Annotated in this window: 12 protein-coding genes and 1 other annotated feature; of the genes, 1 reads left to right on the top strand and 11 read right to left on the bottom strand. The window is 47.8% G+C overall.

Annotated elements, in window-relative coordinates; all coding sequences use genetic code 11:
• Positions 1 to 7: 7 nt before the first annotated feature.
• The 4 genes from QMA13_RS10215 to QMA13_RS10200 form a co-directional block, all read right to left on the bottom strand.
• Complete coding sequence (locus QMA13_RS10215) at positions 8 to 1393, bottom strand: bifunctional folylpolyglutamate synthase/dihydrofolate synthase (RefSeq protein ID WP_282941266.1); 1386 nt, start codon at positions 1391 to 1393, stop codon at positions 8 to 10.
• A 5-nt stretch (positions 1394 to 1398) separates the two neighbouring features.
• Positions 1399 to 4074 carry a valine--tRNA ligase gene (locus tag QMA13_RS10210; protein ID WP_282941265.1) on the bottom strand — a complete coding sequence of 892 codons (2676 nt, stop codon included), beginning with the start codon at positions 4072 to 4074 and terminating at the stop codon, positions 1399 to 1401.
• A 101-nt stretch (positions 4075 to 4175) separates the two neighbouring features.
• Positions 4176 to 4519, bottom strand: a binding site (T-box leader).
• Between the two features lie 154 nt (positions 4520 to 4673).
• A complete protein-coding gene (locus tag QMA13_RS10205) occupies positions 4674 to 5792 on the bottom strand; it encodes a LysM peptidoglycan-binding domain-containing protein (RefSeq protein WP_282941264.1) in 1119 nt (372 codons plus the stop codon).
• Positions 5793 to 5851: 59 nt separating this feature from the next.
• Positions 5852 to 6775 carry an RluA family pseudouridine synthase gene (locus QMA13_RS10200; RefSeq protein ID WP_282941263.1) on the bottom strand — a complete coding sequence of 308 codons (924 nt, stop codon included), beginning with the start codon at positions 6773 to 6775 and terminating at the stop codon, positions 5852 to 5854.
• 178 nt (positions 6776 to 6953) lie between these two features.
• Between QMA13_RS10200 and QMA13_RS10195 the strand changes: the two genes are divergently transcribed.
• Positions 6954 to 8711: a phosphodiester glycosidase family protein gene (locus QMA13_RS10195; protein ID WP_282941262.1), complete on the top strand. Its 1758-nt coding sequence runs from the start codon at positions 6954 to 6956 to the stop codon at positions 8709 to 8711.
• 136 nt (positions 8712 to 8847) lie between these two features.
• Here QMA13_RS10195 and hemL read toward each other — a convergent pair whose 3' ends face one another.
• From hemL to QMA13_RS10160, 7 genes are all read right to left on the bottom strand, one after another.
• Positions 8848 to 10146, bottom strand: a complete 1299-nt coding sequence (hemL, locus tag QMA13_RS10190) for a glutamate-1-semialdehyde 2,1-aminomutase (RefSeq protein WP_282941261.1) — start codon at positions 10144 to 10146, stop codon at positions 8848 to 8850.
• Between the two features lie 84 nt (positions 10147 to 10230).
• The gene (gene hemH, locus QMA13_RS10185) at positions 10231 to 11169 is read right to left on the bottom strand and encodes a ferrochelatase (protein ID WP_282941260.1); all 939 of its coding nucleotides are present in this window, start codon (positions 11167 to 11169) and stop codon (positions 10231 to 10233) included.
• Entirely contained in the window at positions 11169 to 12239 is a 1071-nt protein-coding gene (gene hemE, locus QMA13_RS10180; RefSeq protein ID WP_282941259.1) for a uroporphyrinogen decarboxylase, read from the bottom strand. Before hemE ends, hemH begins: the two co-directional genes overlap by 1 nt.
• Positions 12240 to 12434: 195 nt before the next feature.
• Positions 12435 to 13430 carry a porphobilinogen synthase gene (gene hemB / locus QMA13_RS10175; protein ID WP_282941258.1) on the bottom strand — a complete coding sequence of 332 codons (996 nt, stop codon included), beginning with the start codon at positions 13428 to 13430 and terminating at the stop codon, positions 12435 to 12437.
• Positions 13431 to 13471: 41 nt separating this feature from the next.
• Positions 13472 to 15001, bottom strand: coding sequence for a uroporphyrinogen-III C-methyltransferase (cobA, locus tag QMA13_RS10170; RefSeq protein ID WP_282941257.1), 1530 nt, complete (start codon positions 14999 to 15001; stop codon positions 13472 to 13474).
• A gap of 6 nt (positions 15002 to 15007) precedes the next feature.
• Positions 15008 to 15946: a hydroxymethylbilane synthase gene (gene hemC / locus QMA13_RS10165; RefSeq protein ID WP_282941256.1), complete on the bottom strand. Its 939-nt coding sequence runs from the start codon at positions 15944 to 15946 to the stop codon at positions 15008 to 15010.
• Between the two features lie 83 nt (positions 15947 to 16029).
• Positions 16030 to 16743, bottom strand: a complete 714-nt coding sequence (locus QMA13_RS10160; RefSeq protein ID WP_282941255.1) for a precorrin-2 dehydrogenase/sirohydrochlorin ferrochelatase family protein — start codon at positions 16741 to 16743, stop codon at positions 16030 to 16032.
• Positions 16744 to 16755 lie beyond the last annotated feature (12 nt).

Genomic DNA, 16755 nt, shown 5'->3' with positions numbered 1-16755 from the left:
GCCGCTCTCACCAGCCTTTTTCAGAATCGGATTGATGTAAGACCCAGGAACGAACATCTCCAATTAAATACAACGTGCCGGAAACAACGGCCAAATCGTCCTGTGCCGTTCTTGCTTTTACCTGCTCCAGCGCCGTTTTCCAATCCGGTTCTACGATCACTTCCACATCCTTACGATCGATCTCCTGTAAAAGGGTTCTGGCCAGCTCGGCTAACTTAACAGCGTTTTCCTTTTTATGCCAATCAGGCTCAGTAAGGATAAGTGTATCCACCAGTGGTAGTATATGCCGTAAATATTCGGAATGATTCTTGGTAGAGAGCATTCCCATTACAAAGTGTAATCTATTGTATGTGTACGTCTCCCGCAGTGCCTGTGCTAATACAGCACCTCCTTCGGGATTATGCGCGCCGTCAATCAGAATTCGCGGAGATTGAGAAATCATCTCCAATCTTCCAGCCCACTTGGTTGCCCGCATGGCCTTCTGCAGCACATCGTCCTCTACGATCAAAGCATAATATTGGCGCATCACCTCAATGGCCATTAAGGCGACAGCTGCATTCTGCAATTGATGCTGACCGTTCAATGTAATTCCTACATTGGGAATATGGCGGAACGGGCTCTGGAACGCTAACATCTGCTCATTTTCCTTGGAAGACATCACCTCGTAGCTGAACTGTTTGTTCAACAAATAGAGCGTGCTGTTCTTCTCTTTAGCCGTTTGTTCCAACACCTGAATCGCTTCCGGCTGGCTTACAGCACTGACGACAGGCATACCTGCCTTGATAATACCCGCTTTTTCCGCAGCTACTTTCTCAATGGAGTCGCCCAATATTTCCATGTGATCATGCCCGATATTCGTAATGACAGAAAGGATGGGGGAGACGACGTTCGTCGAATCCAAGCGTCCTCCAAGCCCTGTTTCCCACACGACAAAATCAGGGTAAGACACATGAGCAAAATATTCTATTGCTACAGCCGTCGACACTTCAAACATGGTTGGCTGCCCCAGCTCGGAGGCAGCAATTTCTTCAACCAGTGGTTTGATTTTATTTACGACGCGCAGCAGATCTTCATCGGCAATGTTCTCACCATTCAAGCGAATTCGATCCGTATACTTTTCAATATACGGGGATGTAAAGGTTCCTACATCATATCCGCTCTGCTTTAAAATTTCGGTTAAATAAGCGCAGACAGAGCCTTTGCCGTTCGTTCCCGCAACATGGATGAACTTCAAACGGCGTTCTGGATTATCCAGTAACTCCATCAACTTTTCCATTCGGTTAAGTCCGGGCTTAATTCCGAAAGGAATCAGATGCACGATCCAATTGATTGCTTCCGAAGCATTTTGAAACACGCTGCTGCTTTGTTCTGTTGGAACGTTTATCTCAGTCATCTAACTCACCCTCTCAGTTCAGCAAGGCGAGCAATCACTTTATCGCGTTTGTCCGCGTAATCAGCCAGCTTCGTTTTTTCTTCTTCGATGACTTTAGCTGGAGCTTTAGCCACGAACCCTTCATTACCCAGCTTTTTCTCGATACGCTCCACTTCACCGTGCAGTGTTTGAAGCTCCTTCTCCAGCCGAGCCAGCTCTTGGGAAATATCAATTAGTCCTGCCAATGGCAGAAATAGCTCAGCACCTGTTACAATTCCTGTCATCGCTTTATCCGGCGTCGTAATATCTTGATGAATTTCAAGCTGCGATGTGTTACAGAAGCGTTGAATATATCCTTCATTCCGCTTTAGATTAACAAGAATTTCATCCGACGCTGGCTTCAACATCAGCTCGATTTTTTTGCTCATTGGAACATTGACCTCGGCACGAATATTACGAACCGAGCGAATGATATCCATCAAAAGTTCCATCTCACGGACAGCTTCTGCTGCCTCGAAACGGGTCTCATATACCGGCCATGAAGCCAATGTGATCGTCTCGCCTTGATGCGGAAGATGCTGCCATATTTCCTCGGAAATAAACGGCATGATTGGATGAATCAGACGCTGTGTTTGATCCAGCACGTAGGCAAGCACGGATTTCGTCGTTTTCTTCGCTTGCTCATCGGTGCCGTACAACGAGATTTTACTGAACTCAATATACCAGTCGCATAGATCATCCCAGATGAAGTTATAAAGAACACGGCCAGTTTCGCCAAATTCGTAGGAATCGATGAGACGAGTCACTTCACGTACGGTTTCATTCAGACGGTGAAGAATCCAGCGATCAGCCGTACTAAGTGAACCGGAAAGATCGATTTCCTCTGCCTTGAAGTCTCCTAGGTTCATCAACGCAAAGCGGGAAGCATTCCAAATCTTGTTGGCAAAATTACGAGCTTGCTCGACCTTTTCCCAACGGAAACGAAGATCCTGTCCTGGAGTAGAGCTTGTGGAAAGCATCCAGCGCATCGCATCGGCGCCATACTTCTCAATAACTTCAATCGGATCAACGCCATTGCCCAGCGATTTGGACATTTTCTGCCCTTCGGAATCCCGCACAAGCCCGTGAATCAGCACATCCTTAAACGGCATTTGATTCGTAAATTCCAGCCCTGTAAAGATCATCCGGGATACCCAGAACGGGATAATATCATAGCCTGTTACAAGCAAGCTTGTAGGGTAGTAACGTTCCATATCTTCCGTTTTTTCCGGCCATCCGAGTGTAGAGAAAGGCCATAATGCAGAACTGAACCAAGTATCCAGTACATCGTTGTCCTGCTTCAAATTCGTGCTGCCGCAGGAGCATTGCGTAATGTCTTCACGGGATACATGTGTTTGTTGGCAATCTTCGCAGTACCAAGCCGGAATCCGGTGACCCCACCACAGCTGGCGGGAAATACACCAATCGCGTACATTCTCAATCCAATGCAAGTATGTTTTTTCAAAACGATCTGGGACAAAGTTAGCTCCTTTGCCGGATTTTTGTGCCTCAATCGCCCGTTCAGCCAAAGGCTTCATTTTTACAAACCATTGAGTGGACAAATACGGCTCGATAACTGCACCGCTGCGCTCGCTATGTCCAACTTGATGTACGTGGTCTTCGATTTTAACCAATACACCTTGCTCTTTCATGTCGGCAACGATTTGCTTACGGCAGTCAAAACGGTCCATGCCGTTATATTTACCGGCGTTTTCGTTCATTTTGCCGCTTTCGTTCATAACGAGAATTTGAGGCAGGTCATGGCGTTTGCCGACCTCGAAGTCGTTAGGATCGTGAGCAGGCGTAATTTTAACAGCGCCGCTTCCGAATTCTTTTTCAACGTACTCATCCGCAACAATCGGAATCTCACGCCCAATAATAGGCAGTACTAACATTTTTCCGATCAAGTGCTGATAACGCTCATCTTCAGGGTGTACCGCAACCGCTGTATCTCCAAGCATCGTCTCTGGACGTGTCGTTGCAACAACAATCGACTCGGTGCTGTCTTTTACAGGATAACGAAGGTGATACAGATGTCCTTGAACCTCTTTATACTCGACCTCAATATCGGACAAAGCTGTACGTGCAGCTGGGTCCCAGTTAATGATGTAATTGCCGCGATAAATTAAGCCTTTCTCGTACAGCTTCACGAACACTTCGCGAACTGCCTTGGATAAGCCTTCGTCCAACGTAAACCGCTCACGAGAATAGTCCAATGAAAAGCCCATTTTCGCCCATTGCTGATGAATGGAATCTGCGTAAATCTCTTTCCACTCCCATACTTTCTCTAGGAATTTCTCGCGTCCCAGGTCGTAACGGGTAACTCCTTGCTCACGCAGCTTTTGTTCAACCTTCGTCTGAGTGGCAATACCTGCATGGTCCGATCCCGGAAGCCATAGCGCATCATAGCCTTGCATTCTTTTCGTACGAGTCATAATATCTTGAAGCGTACAATCCAGAGCATGACCGATATGCAGCATCCCCGTAACATTCGGAGGTGGAATAACAATCGTATACGTTTCAGCGTCCTTGCGCTGACCCGCTTTAAAAAATTGGCCGTTTAGCCAATAATCATACCATTTTTTCTCTGATTCCTTGGGATCATAAGTGGTTGGCATCGACGTCGTCGAAGCTTGGGTTTGAGTAGTTTTGGTTTCTTCCATCGCTATGGACCTCCATTTTTCAAAAAAATCATAAAATAGTCCCGGCATCCCAGGAAATTGCTGCGTATCGTCGCCTAATACAACAAAAAAATCCTTCCGCCGCAAAGGACGAAAGGATCTGCTTCCGTGGTACCACCTTTATTCCGCAACGGCGCTCTTCGAACATATTCCAGCAGCCCATTTAAAGGCGGAAGGATAGTCGCGAAAATCTCGCTATGCGGCACTTAACAGATAACGGCTGTGACCGGCAGTGTCTACTCTCATCAGTTCATTGGCCAGCGTCTTAGTCTGCTACAAAGACCGCTTACCGTATTTCAGTCTGAATTCGTTTGAACACTGCAACTCCAGGGCGACTTCGGCCAGTTACATCCTGCGGAATCTTACAGCGTAGCAATTCCGCTCTCTGAAGGGTTGGCTGCCTACTATTCCCTTTCCACGTTGTTAACATGTATAATCAATCCTATGATAAACAACATTGCACATAGAGTCAATACGATAAGTGTCATAAGTCATCGTTACTATACAATATATCCAAAAAACGCCTCGAGCAAACCCGTATTGGGGAGACTCGAAGCGTTTTTCGTTCATCTTATATGTAATTACTTTGGAATGTAGACGATTTGACCTTCCGTAAGATCGGTATCCCCTAGACGATTGAATAATGCAATCTCTCTGGGATTCAGTTCATATCGTTTGGCTATGCTTTCCAACGTCTCTTCCCTCTGTACTATGCAAAGACGAAGCCGCTTGAACTCTTTCTGATCTCCCTTAGGACTGACCAGCAATCTTTTCCATTCCAGCTTCTCACCCAAAGTCGGGGCAACGGGAACTTCTGGTTCCTCCTGACGCGAATCTGCTTTCACCGCAGCCGCGCTTTGAAGTAAGGTTGTAAATCCTATAGGCTTCACGGCTCCAGCTTCGTCTGCATTTTTACCTGAAAATGCGATCTTCATTTCCTTAGTCTTATCCTCGCTACTGAGAGCTTCAGAGGCTTTAATCAATGAGTCTGACTCAACGACCTCGGGTTGTTCTTCCTGCGGCTCCGAATCGACCAAGGCTGCAAGCGAACCGCTCTCTGCTGCTGACCATTCCTGCCTTGCTTGCTGCTCCTGCTCTGTCTCCTCCTGAACCCGTTCTTCAATAGGATTCGCTGCGGCAAAGGCCAAAGACGGAGATGACCACTGCTCCCCTCCCTTTGGCTCAATCTGTGCGGTAAACGCAGCTTGCTCCTCGCTCTGCCGTTCTTCCTGAACAGGAACAATTACTTCCTCTTCTTCTCGCTGCTGCCCTTGAGCTTCGTGAACGAAGACGACCTCCTCTTCCACCTCACCCCAAATATCTCCGACGGATGGAGACACGACCTCAAGACCATTTAACGACAATACGCCGGTAATGTTTAAGCTCCGCGTGGACAACAGCTCAACATCGAAATTTTCAATTTCAACCGCAATGTCCTCCATCCGCTGTACACGGTTCATAGGAAGCGTAATTTCGACCGGTATAAGATGCTCCAACGTCCGGTTCACCGCATCCTGTTCGTCCAAATAAGTCCCGGATAAGAGCAAATTGCCGCGAAGCAGCGCTTGTTCTCCCTGTGGGAGCACTTGAATATGCGGTACAAGTTCGATGTCCTCCAACTCTTTGATTCCTGCCACGCCTTCCGACAAATGCACTCGCTCGTAAATATCAAATCGCAATCCGCTTTGCTGATCAGCCAATGTTTTGTCCTCCCTCATATAGAACTAGTCTCGCAAACCGCATCGTGAGATAGTCATTTTTACTTATCTATAGATTTATATGGTTTGCGGGGGAAGAGCATGACTATATTTTTTGCAGTATGTTGTAAAAGGTTTTTCATATCCTCAGGCCATGGACATTCAATAAGAAGTTCTTCACCTGTCAATGGATGATGCAGCTCAAGCCTCTCTCCATGCAGCGCCTGTCGGTCCATATTGTGCTTCTTGCCCCCATAAAGCTCATCGCCCCAAATGGGGTGTCCTAGATAGTTCATATGGACCCGAATTTGGTGGGTACGTCCCGTTTCCAATCGGAGCTTCACCAAAGCGGCTTCCGTCCATTGCTTATCCACTTCATAGTGCGTAACGGCGCGTTCACCAGTAGGCGAAACCCTCCTTCGAGCCGGGTGGTGCCTATCTCTTCCTATTGCTGCGTCGATCGTACCCGCTTTTTCCTTTAGCCGTCCTTGCACAATAGCAACGTATTGTCGGCCAATTTGCTTCTCCCGCATGGCTTCATCCAATATCAGATGCGACCATTCATGCTTCGCATACAACACAGGCCCTGTCGTATCTTCATCAAGCCGATGAATATGACGAACCTTGCACTGCTGCCCTGTCGCTTCATAGTAGCTTGCTACCGCATCTGACAATGTAGGAACCTGCTCTGTTTTCGCGGTGTTATCACCATGCACCTTCATTCCTGCCGGCTTTTGGACGACCAGGCAAAAATCATCTTCATACAACACTTCTACCGGAGCCCAGCGATGCATATTCTTAATCGGTTCATTCGGAAAAAGCCGAAGACGAACACGAGGACCTTTTATCGATATCCCTCCGCTCTTGACTAGTTGATTCCAATATTTATCAGGAAGGCGTATATATTCCTTAATACCTTCCTCAGAGTCCAAGAGCTGGGGAAGCCTTAGTTCAAGCCATTCACCTTTTTTCTGCCATGGGATCATTGATTCGTGCTCCTTTCATTGCCTTATTGTAACAAATTACGACTAAATGTTCATGGCATCTCTTTGCAACTTCTCAGCTTATGAATCGTCTATCATATTAGTAAGGGTTATGGTAGAATAATAGAGTTAAAAATCCGTTTTTTGTTCTTCGTTTATTATTAAAACAGGAGTGGACAAAGTGAGCACTGCCATACATTTCTTGGAATCAACCAAGCAGCAGCTTCGCGACTGGAGTTGGCTGAAAAAAACCTTGATGCTTATCGCCATTATTACGTTTATGACGTCGAGCTTTTTGTTTCTAACCAAGCCGGGTACGGATATTCGGATTTGGATGGCTCAAACCGTCATCATTACACAGCATCGCGACTGGGCTTGGATGTTCGTCGGCACCAAAATGCGGGACGATCTGGTTACGCAGCTTCATACCTTTGTTGAAGAAAATGCGGTCGAAAAGCAGCTGCCAGGAATGATTACTACGACTCAAAAAAGAATTCGCTCCATCGACGAGCTGGTTAAAGTCGAAGATATTTCCGGCAAGTTCTGGAAAGGCAAGCGAATGTATGTGTATGACCCCAAATCGATCAAGATCATGACACCTGCAAAAGCTGGTGAAGGTGAGAAGATCAGCTCCATGGTGAAACGTACCGGAGCAGTTGCCGGTGTCAATGCCGGCGGATTTAACGATCCAGAGGGGCTTGGTAATGGGTTTGCAGCACTAGGCGCCATAATTTCCGGTGGCGAGGTCATCTATACGGACCAGGACGGCAGCGTTCCGCAGCATATCGTCGGGTTCACGAAGGACGGAACTCTAGTCATCGGCAAATACAACATTTTCGAGCTTCGAGAGATGGGGGTATCTGAAGCAGCATCCTTCTATCCCCGCGTTATTGCCAACGGCAAACCGCTTCCTATTAATGATGGAAGCCGCGCGCCTCGTACTGCAGTCGGTCAAAAAGCCGATGGTACCGTTATTTTTATCGTTATTGACGGACGCCAAACGCACAGCGTCGGCGCTACATTGAAAGAAGTTCAAGATATGTTCATGGATGACGATGTCATCAATGCAGGCTTTCTGGATGGCGGCGCATCTTCCGAATTGGTCTACAACGGAGAGCTGGTTACCAGTCCTTCCAGCCGCTACGGCGAACGCAGGCTTCCTTCCGCATTTTTGGTCTACGACCATCCGGAGAATGTAGTAGCCAACCGGGTCTGGGACGGAATAGACAAAATCGATCCAGGCGGTTCATACGATCACCCGGACTTTTTGAAAGAACAAGCCGAGCTTAAGGCTAAACAAAAAAATAATCCGACTCCTGCACCAACTCCGACACCAACAACTTCTCCGACGCCTACTCCTTCATCAAGCACAAATAAGGGAGATACGGATAAGACGAAGCCAGGAGAAGCAGGCAATAATTCTGGTAACACTAACAAGAATGGCAGCAGCACCCCAGGTACAACGAAGCCACCTGCGGGGAAAGATACAGATGCTTCTAAGGATGCCAACGGGGGTATTACGACGACACCAGGCAATCCAACCGGGGATAAAGAAACAACCCCACCAAAATCAACACCAACACCGGGTACTTCAAATAATGGTGGTGCGGAACCAACGAATCCGCCAGCCGGCAGTAACAATAACGCTGGAAACGGAGGAGCAGCTACGACTCCGCACCCACAGGTGACACCAACGCCAAGCTCGTCTCCTACGCCTCCAGCAGCAGGCGGGAATACTCCTGCTAATGGTAATCCGGCGCCTGAGCAAAGCGCAAAGCCAAATAACGGCGGAGCTATTTCCAATGGCGGAACAAACGGGAATACCTCCGACTCCGCCGGAAAAGCTGGTTCTAACGTTTCTGCAAATGGCAGTTCCACACCGACACCGTCGGCAACGTCAACCGCATCAGCAACACCTACTCCACTCAAAGCAGAATAGATAGATAAGTCCAAAGACGCCACTTAGCTTTATAGGAGGGGCGTCTTTTTTATGATCGAACTTCCTTTCACTGCTTCTATGAAAAAAAGCCTGTCTGTTGTGTAATAAACAACGGACAAGCTTTAAATAGGTGATTCTACAGCTGCTTAAGCGCTTCGTAATGAGCTGCGATCGTCGCTTCGATATCCTCATCCGAATGTGCTGTGGACACGAACATCCCCTCGAATTGAGAAGGCGCAACGCTAACTCCCAAATCAAGCAGTGCAGCAAAATAACGGTTAAAGCGATCCAGGTCAGAAGTCTTAGCTGTTTCGTAGTTAATAACCTTTTGATCGGTAAAGAATGGACAAATCATCGAGCCCACACGATTGATCGTACTGGCAATGCCAAACTCCTTCGCATTGCTGAGGAAGCCTTCTTCAAGCCTTGCTGCTTTACGCTCCAGCTCCTCGTACACTCCTGGTTGACCCAACAGCTTCAACGTTGTGTAGCCTGCCGCCATGGCAAGCGGGTTACCTGATAGCGTACCGGCTTGATAGATTGGACCGCTTGGAGCAATCTGCTCCATAATGGCGCGTTTACCGCCGTAAGCTCCGACCGGTAATCCTCCACCAATAATTTTACCAAGACAGGTTAGGTCTGGATCAATGCCATACAATCCTTGAGCGCTATGAAGACCCACCCGGAACCCTGTCATCACCTCGTCAAAGATAAGAACGCTGCCGTAACGACGAGTTATTTCGCGCAAGCCTTGCAGAAAGCCCGGAAGCGGTGGAACAACGCCCATATTACCGCCAATCGGCTCTACAATTACTGCAGCGATCTCTTCGCCGAACTTTTCAAAGGCAAGCTGAACCGATTCCAAATCATTATAAGGTACCGTTATCGTGTTAACGGCAACGCCCTCTGGTACACCTGGACTATCAGGCAGCCCTAACGTCGCTACACCAGAGCCTGCTTTGATAAGCAAGGAATCCGCATGACCATGGTAACAACCTTCGAATTTGACAATTTTGGATCTCTTCGTATAGCCTCTAGCAAGTCTCAGCGCACTCATTGTCGCTTCCGTACCGGAGTTCACCATACGCACCATTTCCAATGAAGGAACGCGCTCAATAACAAGCTTGGCCATGACTGTCTCTAATTCGGTAGGAGCACCGAAGCTGGAGCCTTTTTCAGCTGTTTTTTTAATCGCCTCAACGACTTCAGGATGAGAATGACCTACAATTAAAGGCCCCCAGGAGCCGATATAATCGATAAATTCGTTTCCATCAATATCGTAGACGCGAGACCCTTCTCCTCGTTCCACAAACAATGGAGTCAGTCCGACTGATTTGAACGCGCGAACCGGACTGTTCACCCCACCAGGTATGACTTCCTTCGCTTCCGCAAAAGCCTTTGCAGATTTCTCATCCGTACGTTTACGCATGCTCATTTCTTTACCCCATTTCACCGATCTATTGACATCACATGAAAGACGGATGGGAACACAAGCTGTTCAACCATCCGCTTTTAACTGTTAATTCCCTTTGCAATGCTCGTACACAACATCACTGAGCGTCTCCATGTACAATGGATCGGTATTCAGAGACGGTGTGCGCTCCAGATGAATGCCCAGCTCTTTAGCTACCTTCTGAGCTTCGATATCCAGATCGTATAGTACTTCCAAATGATCAGATACAAAGCCAATCGGGCAGACTAGCACGTTCTTTACTTGTTCTTCTTGAGTGACAGTATGCAGCACGTCCAAAATATCTGGACCGAGCCAAGGCATCGCCGTTTGACCCGCACTTTGCCATCCGAACTGCCAATTGCTCACTCCCGTTTGCTCGGCAATCACTTTAGAAGTAGCAAGCAGCTGATCCGGATACGGATCTCTCATCTCCAGTATTTTTTCAGGCAAGCTATGCGCTGTAAAAATAACTCGAACTTCTTCTTTTGGTGTGTCACCAAAGCGTTCCAATGTTGCTGTTACGCGGTTGGACAATGCTTCGATCAGCTTCGGATGAAGATGATAACTCTTAACGAATTCAATGGAGATACCGCCCAGCTCTTCGGCCTTCTCCTGAGCACGTTTGATGTACCCGCCGACGCTCATAATGGAGTAATGCGGGGCTAGCACAACACCAACCGCATGTTGGATGCCGTCTTTAACCATTTTCTCTACGCCGTCCTCAATGAACGGAGCCGCATGCTTAAGACCTTGGTAGCACACAAACGATTTATCAGGATGACGCTCATTCAGCATTTGCTCCAATGCTTGCACTTGCTTGTTCGTATTTTCTCTTAGCGGGAAAAAGCCGCCAACAATAGCGTCATACCGATCCGTGAGTTCCTTAAGCTGCTCGGGACTTGGGGGATTCCCTCTGCGGATATGGGTATAATAAGCCTCGACCTGATCCAAGCTCTCAGGAGTCCCGTACGACATCACAAGTACACCAATTTTTTGTTTGGTCATTAGACACCACTTCCTTGTTTCGATTGAGCGATAGCTTCACGAGAATAAGTATGAACAAACTCTGTTAATTCTCTCAGCTTATCGATAGATGCTTCAGGAAACACACCATGGCCCAGGTTGAAAATGTACCCTGGCTGTTGAATTCCTTGATCAATGATCGCTTTTGCTTGCTCTTGAATCAGTGACATCGGCCCAGTAAGCACAGTAGGATCCAAGTTCCCTTGAATGGCGAATTTAGCTCCGACTCTTTTACGTGCTTCCGAAATAGGCACACGCCAATCAAGCCCAATCACATCAGCTTCAATGTTTACGAGGCTGGAATGCAGCTCACCTGAGCTAACCCCAGGGAAATAGATTTTGGGCTGATCCAAATGCTTGAGCTCGTCAAAAATCCGCGTAATGGTCGGCAGCACATAAGTTTGGAAATCTCTTGGCGACAACGCGCCCACCCAACTATCGAACAATTGAACCGCTTTGGCTCCTGCAGCAATCTGTGCTTTTAAATACGTGATAATCATATCTCCAAGCTTATCCATCAGTTTAAACCAAACCTCAGGCGCCCCATACATAAGAGCCTTCGTATGAAGATAATCTTTGGATTTGGAAGGCCTGCCTTCAATCAAATAACTGGCAATCGTAAATGGTGCACCAGCAAACGTAATGAGAGGTACTTGAAGCTCAGCAACAAGTATTTCAATGGTTTTAATAATATGAGATAAATCCTGTTCAACTTGAATCGGGCGAAGCTTGGCTACGTCCTCCGCGGTACGAATCGGGTTATGTATGACAGGTCCTACATCTTTTACGATGTCAAAATCAATCCCGATCGAAGCAACCGGATTCATAATATCCGAATATAAAATAGCAGCATCGACTCCGAGCTTTTTCACCGGCATCATCGTAACTTCTGCTGCAAGCTCAGGCTGCTTGCAAATTTCAAGAAGGCTGTACTTTTCTTTTATTTTACGGTAATCCGGGTCCGAGCGTCCTGCTTGACGCATATACCAAACAGGAAGCGTATCCACATGTTGTTTTTTGCAGGCTTTAATAAAATTATTGTTATAGCTCATTCTCTTTACCTCTTTCCGCTTACTCCTATAATCTAATAATATTATGCCCTATTTGGCAACCTCTAACAACCGATTGCCCTTCATAGAATCCGACAAAAGTATGACAAGAACCCTGCCAGTACGGAGAAAAAAAGAGCTTTTCCACTAACCGCAGTCAGTATGAAAAGCTCTTCTTTATTCCCTAAGTGCTTATTATTAATCTTCTTTCAACCATTTGGCTACATCTTTAGCAAAATACGTAATGATTAAATCAGCACCTGCGCGTTTGAAGCCAATCATCGTCTCGAGCACGATTGAACGCTCGTCCACCCAGCCTTGGAGGGCTGCTGCTTTAATAAGCGAATATTCTCCACTAACATTGTAGGCCACCAACGGAAGATCGAATTGGTCACGCAAAGTGCGAATAATATCCATGTACGCCATAGCAGGCTTAACCATCAGGAAATCAGCGCCTTCCAAAACATCGGACTCTGCTTCCCGCAGTGCTTCCCGAGCGTTGCCCGGATCCATTTGATACGTTTTGCGGTCGCCGAACTGCGGTGCGGAGTGAGCCGCTTCCCGGAATGGTCCGTAGTAAGCAGAAGCATATTTAACGGAATAGGACATAATCGGTACATTCTCGAAGCCTGCTTCATCCAGCCCTTGGCGAATAGCCGCTACGAAGCCGTCCATCATATTGGAAGGTGCGATAACATCAGCTCCCGCTTTAGCTTGCGAAACAGCTGTACGAACCAGAAGCTCGAGAGACTCATCGTTATCAATGTCCGCACATTGCGTTTTCTCATCAATATGAACAACACCGCAATGGCCATGGTCGGTAAACTGGCAAAGACAATTATCCGCCATTACCAGTAAGTCTGGGTGCAGCTCTTTAATCCGGCGCGTCGCCTGCTGCACAATACCATTCTCATCATAAGCCGAGCTGCCAACAGCGTCTTTATGGTCAGGGACACCGAACAGCATGATCGCTTGTATTCCAAGACCTGTGATCTCTTTCAATTCTTCTTCAAGCACATCAAGTGAAAAGTGATACACGCCTGGCATTGAACTGATTTCTTCTTTGATTTGAGAGCCATGCATAACAAAAATAGGATAGATCAAATCATGAACCGATAGGCTTGTTTCTCTTACCAAATTACGTAATGCTTTAGAACCACGTAGTCTTCTGTTGCGTACAATTGGAAATGCCATGTTGTTTCCTCCTTAGCCTTTTATCCTCTTGGGTCTTTTCTTTATTCGCAATATAAGCTTTGAACAAGGGAAGATACGGTAGCTTCCTTGGCTAAGTAATCGACCTTGAGACCTGATTCCTCGACCGTCTTGGCTGTCATCGGCCCAATACAGGCGATCTTGCATTGTTGGATAAGCTCAAGCGGCTTATCTGCGCCCAATTGCTCCAAAGCGGTAATTAAATTTGTGACTGTCGATGAGCTTGTAAAGGTAATAGTGTGAATCGTATTCTCCTGAAGCAGCTCAATGATTTCAGAGCCTCCGCTCGTGTCCAGAACCGTTTCGTACACATCGACTTCCGTTACATTCAGTCCCATCTGCCTCAGCTCGGCAGGGATGTATTCCTTGGCGATATCAGCCGTAGGCAGCAGCACTTGTTGACCCGGCTTAAGCTCCTCCGCAAATGCCGCGAGCAGCACGTCTCCCTGGAACTGGGAGGGCAGCTCCTCGGCAATAAGTCCGCGCTGCGCTAATGCTTCCGAAGTCTTTGGCCCGACCGCCGCAATCCTTGCTTTGCTCATCGTTCTAACATCAATACGATTGCTTTGCAGTCGCTGAAAGAAATATTCCACACCGTTTACACTCGTAAACAAGATCCAATCAAACACGGACAACCGGCTAAGCGCCTCATCAAGCTTTTGCTGAGCTTCTGGCTTAGTTGGAGCTTGAGTCCGGATAACAGGGAATTCCACCGCTTCGCCGCCCAGCTCCTCGATCTGCTGTACCAATTCACTAGCCTGGCTACGGGCACGTGTGACCAGAATGCGACGACCGAACAAAGGCTTTTTCTCAAACCAAGCGAGCTTGTCACGAAGCTTTACTACTTCCCCGACAATAATAACAGCCGGCGATTGAAAGTTGGCGGAACGAACTTTTTCGACTATATCGGTCAAAGTCCCTGTTATTGTCTTTTGGTCCATCCATGTTCCCCAGCGTATTAGCGCGACTGGAGTGGCAGGCGACTTTCCGCCTTGAACCAGTTGGCTACAGATAAATTCCAGATTGGCTACGCCCATAAGAAAAATAAGCGTACCTGATGCTTGGGATAAGTTCTCCCAATTCAAACTGCTGTATGTTTTGTTCGGATATTCGTGTCCTGTAACAATCGAAAAAGATGAAGTGAAATCTCGATGAGTAACTGGTATACCTGCATACGTTGGTACTGCTATAGCGGAAGTAATGCCCGGTACAATCTCGAACATTATACCGTTATCGGCTAATAGCTCTGCCTCTTCTCCCACACGCCCAAAGACGCTGGGATCTCCGCCTTTTAAGCGAGTTACCGTTTTTCCTTGCATCGCCAGATCAACAAGCAGCTGATTAATTTCCCCTTGCTTCATCATGTGCTTGTCTGGCAGCTTGCCGACAAAAATTTTCTCAGCACCGGGTTTCATATGCTTCAGCAGTCTAGGACTTGCTAACCGGTCGTATACGACGACGTCAGCACGTTGAATCGCCTCTAGTCCCCGTATCGTAATGAGCTTTGGATCTCCAGGACCTGCTCCTACGAGATATACGACACCTTTACTCAACTCGACTCAACTCCTCACCGTCGCCAAAATATCTTCAGCACCTTGGCTGATCAAGGCTTCCGCCACTTTGCGGCCCAGCTTGTCCGGGTCTGTTCCTGTCATTGTTTCTTTCAGAAGCTGCTTGCCATCCGGCGAACCTACCATCCCCGTTAAAGTAATGACAGGATTGCCGCCTTCATCTCCAAGGCTTGCATACGCCCCGATAGGCACCTGACATCCTCCGTTTAGCTTGGCAAGGAAGCTTCTTTCTGCCGCTACCGCCAGAGCTGTCGGCTCATGATTATAATGCTTGAGCAGCCCCAGAACGAACTCATCGTCGCTACGGCACTCAATGCACAGCGCTCCCTGACCGACAGCCGGTAAGCTAAGCTCAGCAGGGATATAAGCACTGATGCGATCCTGCCAGCCGATCCGATGCAATCCAGCAGCAGCTAAGAGGATAGCGTCAAAGCCCTCCGTCTCAAGCTTTTTCAATCTTGAATCGATATTGCCCCGAAGGGACTCAATCTTCAGGTCTGGGCGATAGTTCTGCAGCTGGCACGAACGGCGCAAACTGCTTGTACCCACCTTAGCCCCTTGAGGAAGCTCGTCCAATCCACGGCCATCACTGGAAATCAAGCAATCCCTTGCGTCCTCACGGCGAGGCACTCCCCCGATAATTAATCCTTCTGGCAGCTCCGCCGGCATATCCTTCATGCTATGTACAGCCAGATCAATTTCTCCGTCAAACATGGCCTGCTCAATTTCCTTTACAAAGAGCCCTTTGCCTCCAACTTTGGATAATGTAACATCCAGGATGCGGTCTCCTTTGGTCACGATTTTTTTCACTTCGAATTCGCAATCGATTCCTAACTGTTTGCACAGCTCGCGTAATTGCTCTACGACCTGGCCTGTCTGTGTCAAAGCTAAAGCGCTTTGTCGGGTTCCTACTACGATTTTGCGCATGTATGTCAGCCCTCTCCATAAAGATTATGTAATATTTATTTGATGACTCGCAGCAGCGCTCTATCCAGCGGGCGCCTATGCCGTCATGTAGAGGCCAAGCGATTTTGAATCCATGTCTGTACACGTTCCAGCCCAACGGAAGTCGGTTCTCGCTTAATGATCTCCATCAATTCCTTCTTACCACTCGCTGGAAAACGTCCTGATCGGATTAAAGGCAGCAAATCCCACCCCAGCATACTCCGGAACCAGCGTTGGCGCTCTCCAGTGTCGGTTAGGATCGATTGAATCAAAAAACGCAGGTCATGGAGCAGATCCAGATACACTTCATACTCTTCTCCGAATGTTTGTTCCAGCTCCTGCTTTACTTTTCTCGCAACAGCCGGACTTGCACCCGCAGTCGAGACAGAAATAAGAAGCTTGCCGCGGCGCACTGTCGCAGGGACTATAAAACCGCTTCGTTCCGAGTCGTCTGCCACATTGACCAGCTTGCCTAGCGATTCCGCTTCCCTACGCACAGCCGCGTTTACTTCAGGCTTATCGGTAGCAGCGAATACAAGCAGCGCTCTTATCAGCTGCGGCAGTTCCGCATGATACGACTCATGCACTAACGTGATGATTCCCTCCTGGCCCCACCGCTCCAGCTGAGGTGTACAAGACGGACTTATGACCGTCACTTGAGCTCCCGCTTCAATTAATGCTTCTGCCTTCCGCTCGGCAACCGCCCCTCCGCCGATAATGACGCATGGCTTGTCCTTCGCATTGAGCATCAGCGGATAGAATGCTTGTTTATCCACCATTGAACCTGTTCC

The sequence above is a fragment of the Paenibacillus sp. RC67 genome, assembly GCF_030020805.1.
Taxonomy (GTDB): Bacteria; Bacillota; Bacilli; order Paenibacillales; family NBRC-103111; genus Paenibacillus_S.
The sequence above is the reverse complement of the archived record's forward strand: the minus strand, read 5'-3'. Positions and strand labels throughout refer to the sequence as shown.

Coding starts and splice junctions, on each gene's coding strand:
- hemH (WP_282941260.1), bottom strand. CDS start 11,169: ATGACCAAACAAAAAATTGGTGTACTTGTGATGTCGTACGGGACTCCT.
- QMA13_RS10210 (WP_282941265.1), bottom strand. CDS start 4,074: ATGGAAGAAACCAAAACTACTCAAACCCAAGCTTCGACGACGTCGATG.
- QMA13_RS10215 (WP_282941266.1), bottom strand. CDS start 1,393: ATGACTGAGATAAACGTTCCAACAGAACAAAGCAGCAGCGTGTTTCAA.
- QMA13_RS10160 (WP_282941255.1), bottom strand. CDS start 16,743: ATGGTGGATAAACAAGCATTCTATCCGCTGATGCTCAATGCGAAGGAC.
- hemB (WP_282941258.1), bottom strand. CDS start 13,430: ATGGCATTTCCAATTGTACGCAACAGAAGACTACGTGGTTCTAAAGCA.
- hemE (WP_282941259.1), bottom strand. CDS start 12,239: ATGAGCTATAACAATAATTTTATTAAAGCCTGCAAAAAACAACATGTG.
- hemL (WP_282941261.1), bottom strand. CDS start 10,146: ATGAGCATGCGTAAACGTACGGATGAGAAATCTGCAAAGGCTTTTGCG.
- QMA13_RS10200 (WP_282941263.1), bottom strand. CDS start 6,775: ATGATCCCATGGCAGAAAAAAGGTGAATGGCTTGAACTAAGGCTTCCC.
- hemC (WP_282941256.1), bottom strand. CDS start 15,946: ATGCGCAAAATCGTAGTAGGAACCCGACAAAGCGCTTTAGCTTTGACA.